This window comes from Microbacterium sp. (assembly GCF_051953575.1).
Taxonomy (GTDB): domain Bacteria; phylum Actinomycetota; class Actinomycetes; order Actinomycetales; family Microbacteriaceae; genus Microbacterium.
In genome coordinates, this window is the sequence record NZ_JBQCIP010000063.1 from 1 (window position 1) to 5,989 (window position 5,989).

Sequence of the window (5,989 nt, forward strand, 5' to 3'; positions counted from 1 at the left end):
TGAGTACGTCGACGTCCCGGTGGATGCCTCGGCGGAGGACGTCCTCGCCGCGCTCGTGCGCGTCGGATTCGAGGAGGAGGACGTCCACCGCTTCGACCTCCAGGGCCCGATCGTCGTCGGCGAGGTCGTCGAGTTCGTCGAGGAGCCGCAGTCCAACGGCAAGACGATCCGCTGGTGCCAGGTGCGTGTCGCCCCCGGCGACGAGCTCGCCGCCGACGGCGGTCCTTCGACAGGCTCAGGAATCGATGGTGCCGCAAGCGGCCCCGCAGTCAGAGGAATCGTGTGCGGTGCGCGCAACTTCTTCGCCGGCGACAAGGTCGTCGTGACGCTTCCCGGCGCCGTGCTGCCCGGCCCGTTCCCCATCGCGGCGCGCAAGACGTACGGGCATGTCTCGGACGGCATGATCGCCTCGGCGAGGGAGCTCGGCCTCGGCGACGAGCACTCGGGCATCCTGCGCCTCGTCGAGCTCGGCATCGACGCGCCCGTCGGCACGGACGCGATCGCGCTCCTCGGTCTCGACGACGTCGCGGTCGACATCAACGTGACGCCCGACCGCGGCTACGCGCTGTCGATCCGCGGTGTCGCCCGCGAGTACTCGCACTCGACGGGGGCCGCGTTCCGCGATCCCGCCGAGCGCCCGTGGGAGGAGCTCGCACCGGGTTCCGGCTTCCCGATCTCGGTCGACGACCAGGCGCCCATCCGCGGCCGGGTCGGTGCGTCGGAGTTCGTGGCACGCGTGGTGCGCGACGTGGACCCGACCAAGCCGACGCCCGCCTGGATGATCGCGCGCCTGTCGCTCGCGGGCATCCGCAGCCTCGGCATCCTCATCGACATCACGAACTACGTGATGCTCGAGCTGGGTCAGCCGATCCACGGCTACGACCTCGACAAGCTGCAGGGCGGCATCACGGTGCGCCGGGCTGCGGCGGGCGAGAAGCTCGAGACGCTCGACGGCAAGGTCCGCACCCTCGACCCCGAGGACCTGCTCATCACCGATGAGTCCGGTCCGATCGGCCTCGCCGGCGTCATGGGCGGCGGCACGACCGAGATGAGCGACACCACCCGCAACGTCCTCATCGAGGCGGCCACGTTCGACACCGTGTCGATCGCGCGCACCGCCCGCCGCCACAAGCTGCCCAGCGAGGCGTCGCGTCGCTTCGAGCGCGGCGTCGACCCGCTCGTTCCCTTCGTGGCCGCTCGCCGTGTGGCCGACCTCATGGTCGAGTACGCGGGCGGCACGAGTGACGAGGAGCTCGGCGGTGCGCTGTTCGCCGAGGTGTTCATTCCCGGGATCGCCCTGCCGCCCACCTTCGTGCAGCGGCTCATCGGCGTCGACTACACGCCGGGCGAGATCGAGGGCGCCCTGCGCCTCATCGGCTGCGACGTGGTGGGCGCCGAGGACGAGGAGGGCTGGCAGGTCATCCCGCCTTCCTGGCGTCCCGACCTCACCGACAAGTGGACGCTGGCCGAAGAGGTCGCCCGCATCGAGGGTTACGACCGCATCCCGTCGCATCTTCCGCTGCCGCCGTCGGGCCGCGGGCTCACAGCGCTGCAGCTCGGGCGTCGTCGGGTCGCCAATGCGCTCGCCGCCGCCGGCTACGTCGAGACGCCGTCGTTCGGCTTCACGACCGAGGAGCAGAACGACCTGCACGGCTCCGCTTCGGGCGCTCATCTGCCGAGCGTCAAGCTCGCGAACGCGCTCGACGGGCAGGCGCCGTTCCTGCGTCGCACGCTGATCCCCGGCCTCCTGCAGGTCGCGCACCGCAACGTGTCGCGCGGCCTCACCGACCTGTCGCTGTTCGAGACCGGCCTGGTGTTCCTGCCGAAGCCGGGCGTGCAGTACGGCACGTCGTTCGTCCCGCCTCTGGCGGTGCGTCCGGATGCCGCCACCCTGGCGGAGCTGGATGCCTCCATCCCGCCCCAGCACCGGCACGTCGCGGTGCTGCTGACCGGCCACCTGGTCGCGAAGCAGCCGGGGGTCGCGCCGGTGACCGCGGAGCTCGGCGACGCGCTGGATGCGGTCCGCACGATCGCCTCGGCCGCGGGCGTCCAGATCGATGTGACCCAGGGCGAGCGCGCCGCGCTGCACCCCGGTCGCACGGGCGTCCTGACCGTCGCGGGCACCGAGGTCGGCTATGTCGGCGAGCTGCTTCCGGCGGTGGCCGAGGCATCCGATCTCCCCGGTCGCGTGATCGTGGCCGAGCTGGATCTCGACCTCGTGCTCTCGCTCGCGGGGGAGAAGGTCGTCGCGGCATCGCTGTCGGGCTTCCCGGCCGCGACGCAGGACGTCTCGCTCGTGCTCGCCGCGGACGTCGCGGCCGCCGACGTGCGCGCGGCGCTCGTGGAGGGCGCGGGCGACCTGCTGGAGTCCGTGCGCCTCGTCGACGACTACCGCGGCCAGGGCGTGCCCGAGGGGACGAAGAGCCTGACGTTCGCACTCCGCTTCCGCGCCGACGACCGCACGCTCACCGCGGCCGAGGCGAGCGAGGCGAAGCTCGCCGGCGTCGCGGTCGCGGCCGAGCGCTTCGGCGCGACGATCCGCGAGTAGCGCCGTCGATGTGACGCGGCGCGCGGGACGACTCGTCCCGCGCGCCGCGCTCGTTCACGGAGTCGGCCGGGCGCCGAGCCGGGAGACGACGAGCCGGTCGAGGGTGCGCAGCGCCTCGACCAGGGCTTCGTCGTCGACGTTGCCGAACCCGAGCGCCAGCGCGGACCCGCGACCCGTCGGGCCCGCGGCGTAGGCGCCCAGGCCTCTGAGGCGGATCGAGTGCGACGCGGCATCCCCCACGAGCCCGTCGACGTCCACCTCGTCGGGGAGGGCGAGCACGCCGTGGAACCCGGCCGAGATCCCCGTGAGGCGCATCGGCGCGCGGCACGCATGGAGGGCGTCGACCAGGGTCTGCCGTCGGCCGGCGTAGATGCCGCGCATGGTGCGCACGTGGCGGTCGTGGCGGCCGGACTCGATCAGCCTGGCGAACGCCAGCTGGTCCAGGGCCGACCCGCCGCGGTCGGCATCGAGACGGCCCTGGGCGATGCCGTCGGCGAGGGCTGATGGGACCGCCATCCATCCCATGCGCACGGCCGGGGCGTGGGTCTTGCTGGCGGAGCCCACGAGCACCACGCGATCCGGCGCCAGCCCTTGCAGGCAGCCGACCGGCTGGCGGTCGTAGCGGAACTCCGAGTCGTAGTCGTCCTCGACGATCCAGCCGCCGGTGTGCGCCGCCCAGGCGAGGAGCTCGCCCCGTCGCGCCGGCGAGAGCACCGCGCCCGTGGGGGTCTGGTGCGCGGGCGTCACCACGACCGCCTGGGCGTCTGTCGCCGCGAGCAGGTCGACACGCAGCCCGTCGTCGTCGACCGGGACGGGGAGGACGGTGCCGCCGCTGCGCGCCACCGCGCGGTCGACGGAGCGGTCACCGGGATCCTCGACCGCGATGCGGCGGACGCCCCGCGCCGCGAGGGCGTCGAAGACCAGTGCCGCGCACTGCGCGAAGCCGGAGGCGAGGATCACGCCGTCCGCGTCGACCTCGGCGGCCCGCACCCGGCGCATGTGCGCCGCGACGACCTCACGGGCGAGCGAGTGCCCTCTGCCGTCGCCGTAGTCGAGGGCGGGGGACCCGAGGCCGCGAGCACCCTGCGCGTACGCCCAGGCCCAGTCGGCCGCAGGGAACCGGCGGAGGTCCGGCACTCCCGGGCGCAGGTCGAACCGCCACGTCGTCGCCGCGGGCGTGGTCCGGGGCGGACGCACGGGCTCCACGTGCGGAGAGATCCTTGTGCGGCTCCCACCGTGGGCGATGAAGTAGCCCTCGGCGACGAGCTGCTCGTACACGCCCACGATCGTTCCCCGCGCGGTGCCGAGGTGCGCGGCCAGCGCGCGGGACGACGGAAGCGCATCACCGGGCCCGAGCGTTCCGCGGCGCACGGCGTCGCGGAACGCTGCCTGCAGCCGGGCGCCGAGATCCGGCCCGCGATCGGCGCCGAGAGCGAGCTGCAGATCAGAAGCGGTCCAGTGCTGCGCCATGCAAGCGGACCATACCACTGGACCGATCCGCGCGTACGGTGCGAGACATGGCGACGACCTTCATCTTCTGCACCATCTCCGTCGACGGGTTCGCCGTCGGCCCCGGTGACGACCTCTCACGGTTGCACCACTGGCTCGGCGGCATCGGATCGGCGCCACCCGACACCGCCGCGGCCCAATACGAACGCTTCCGGTCGGCCGGCGCGATCGTCTTCGGTCACCGCACCTGGCTCGCGGGCCAGGAGCCGTGGGGCGACGACCACGTGTTCGACAGCCCGGTCTTCGTGCTGGCGCACGATCCTCGTCCGCCGATCGCCCGCAACGGCACCGTCTACACGTTCGTCACGACGGGGGTGCGTGACGCGGACGCGCTGGCCCACGCGGCAGCGGGCGGCAGCGACGTCGTGATCATGGGCAGTCCGGACATCGCCCGGCAGTTCCTGCAGGCGGATCTCGTCGACGAGCTCGTCCTCATGGTCGTGCCGGTGCTGCTCGGTCGCGGCACCCGGCTCTTCGGCGAGCTCCCCTCGCCTCGCGAGCTGACCCTCACGCACCTCGTGCCGGGCGAGGACGTCTCGGCGGCGATCTACACCGTCCAACGGCCCGGCTGACGGGTGCGCTGTTCCGCCGACGGCGGAGTGCCTGCGCTCTGCGCCGCCGAACTGGTTTGCTGGTGTCATGACCGATGTGCTGATCCTGGGCGGGACGGGCTGGCTGAGCGGGCGCATCGCCCGGCAGTGGCAGGATGCCGGTGCCGCCGTCACGTGCCTCGCGCGGGGTGCCCGACCGGCCCCCGAAGGCACGGCGCTCGTCGTCGCCGACCGCGACGCCGCCGACCCGTATGCCGAGGTGGCGGGCCGCGAGTGGGACGAGGTCGTGGACGTGTCGTCGAATCCTCGTCACGTCGCCGCGGCGGTCGCGGCTCTCGCACCGAGGGCCGCGCACTGGACCTATGTCTCCAGCGTGTCGGCGTACGCGCGCGCCGATGCCCCGGGCCAGGACGAGTCGGCCGAGCTGCTGACCCCGGCGGCGGCGGGGGAGGATTCCGACTACGGCCGCGACAAGGTGACGGCCGAGATGGCGGTGCGCGACGCGCTCGGCGATCGCGCCGCCGTCGTGCGTCCCGGACTCATCGTCGGACCGGGCGACCCGACCGACCGCTTCGGCTACTGGGTGTCGCGGTTCGCGCTCGCGGGCAGGGGGCCCGTGCTCGTGCCCGAGACCGACGGGCACCATGCGCAGGTGATCGACGTCGACGACGTCGCCGCCTTCGTCGTCCGCGTCGGCGCGGAGCAGTGGCACGGTACGGCCAATGCCGTCGGCGACATCGCCACGCTCGCCGCGACGCTGGAGGCGGCACGTGAAGCGGCCGGGCACACCGGCTCGGCGGTGGCGGCATCCGACGGGTTCCTCATCGATCACGACGTGGCGTACTGGTCGGGGCCGCGCTCGCTGCCGCTGTGGTTGCCGGCCGACATGCCGGGATTCATGACGCACCGCAACGACGTGTTCCGGACGGCGGGGGGAGTGCTGCGGCCGTTGCGCGAGACCCTGGAGCGCACGCTCGCCGATGAACGATCACGAGGGCTCGACCGGGTGCGCCGCGCCGGGCTGACCCGCGCCGACGAGCTGTCGCTGCTCGGCGATCTGGGTGCCTGACCGGTCTCGATTTGCGGATGCCGCACACCGGCCGTTATCGTCGGCGCATGCCTTCGGCGTTCCAGGGACCGCAGACGCTCGCTCCGAGCGCCGTTCCCGCGCGCCGACGCCGTCTGGGCCTGCGCCGACTCTAGGCGACCCCGCACGCCGTCCGTCATGGACGTCTGCGTCCGGGCGTCGCCGTCTCCGGCCCCTGCACCCAGACTCTAAGGTGGAATCCATGACATATTCGGTCGCCGTCAGCGGCGCATCCGGCTATGCGGGCGGCGAGATCCTGCGGATCCTCGCCGCGCATCCCGACGTCGAGATCCG

At 73.1% G+C, this 5,989-nt stretch carries 4 protein-coding genes; 3 read left to right on the plus strand and 1 reads right to left on the minus strand.

From position 1 onward, the window contains the following. A partial coding sequence (gene pheT, locus ACTHNQ_RS04730) for a phenylalanine--tRNA ligase subunit beta (protein ID WP_440331546.1) occupies window positions 1-2,548 on the plus strand: 2,548 nt, incomplete at its 5' end. Between the two features lie 54 nt (window positions 2,549-2,602). Here the strand turns inward: pheT and pdxR are convergent. Next, on the minus strand, window positions 2,603-4,018 hold the full coding sequence (gene pdxR, locus ACTHNQ_RS04735) for a MocR-like pyridoxine biosynthesis transcription factor PdxR (RefSeq protein ID WP_440331547.1): 1,416 nt from the start codon (window positions 4,016-4,018) through the stop codon (window positions 2,603-2,605). Window positions 4,019-4,065: 47 nt separating this feature from the next. On the opposite strand from pdxR, the gene ACTHNQ_RS04740 reads away from it, so the two are divergent. Further along, the gene (locus ACTHNQ_RS04740) at window positions 4,066-4,629 is read left to right on the plus strand and encodes a dihydrofolate reductase family protein (protein ID WP_440331549.1); all 564 of its coding nucleotides are present in this window, start codon (window positions 4,066-4,068) and stop codon (window positions 4,627-4,629) included. Window positions 4,630-4,696: 67 nt separating this feature from the next. Continuing rightward, window positions 4,697-5,677 carry an NAD-dependent epimerase/dehydratase family protein gene (locus ACTHNQ_RS04745; protein WP_440331551.1) on the plus strand — a complete coding sequence of 327 codons (981 nt, stop codon included), beginning with the start codon at window positions 4,697-4,699 and terminating at the stop codon, window positions 5,675-5,677. The last annotated feature ends 312 nt before the right edge of the window (window positions 5,678-5,989 follow it).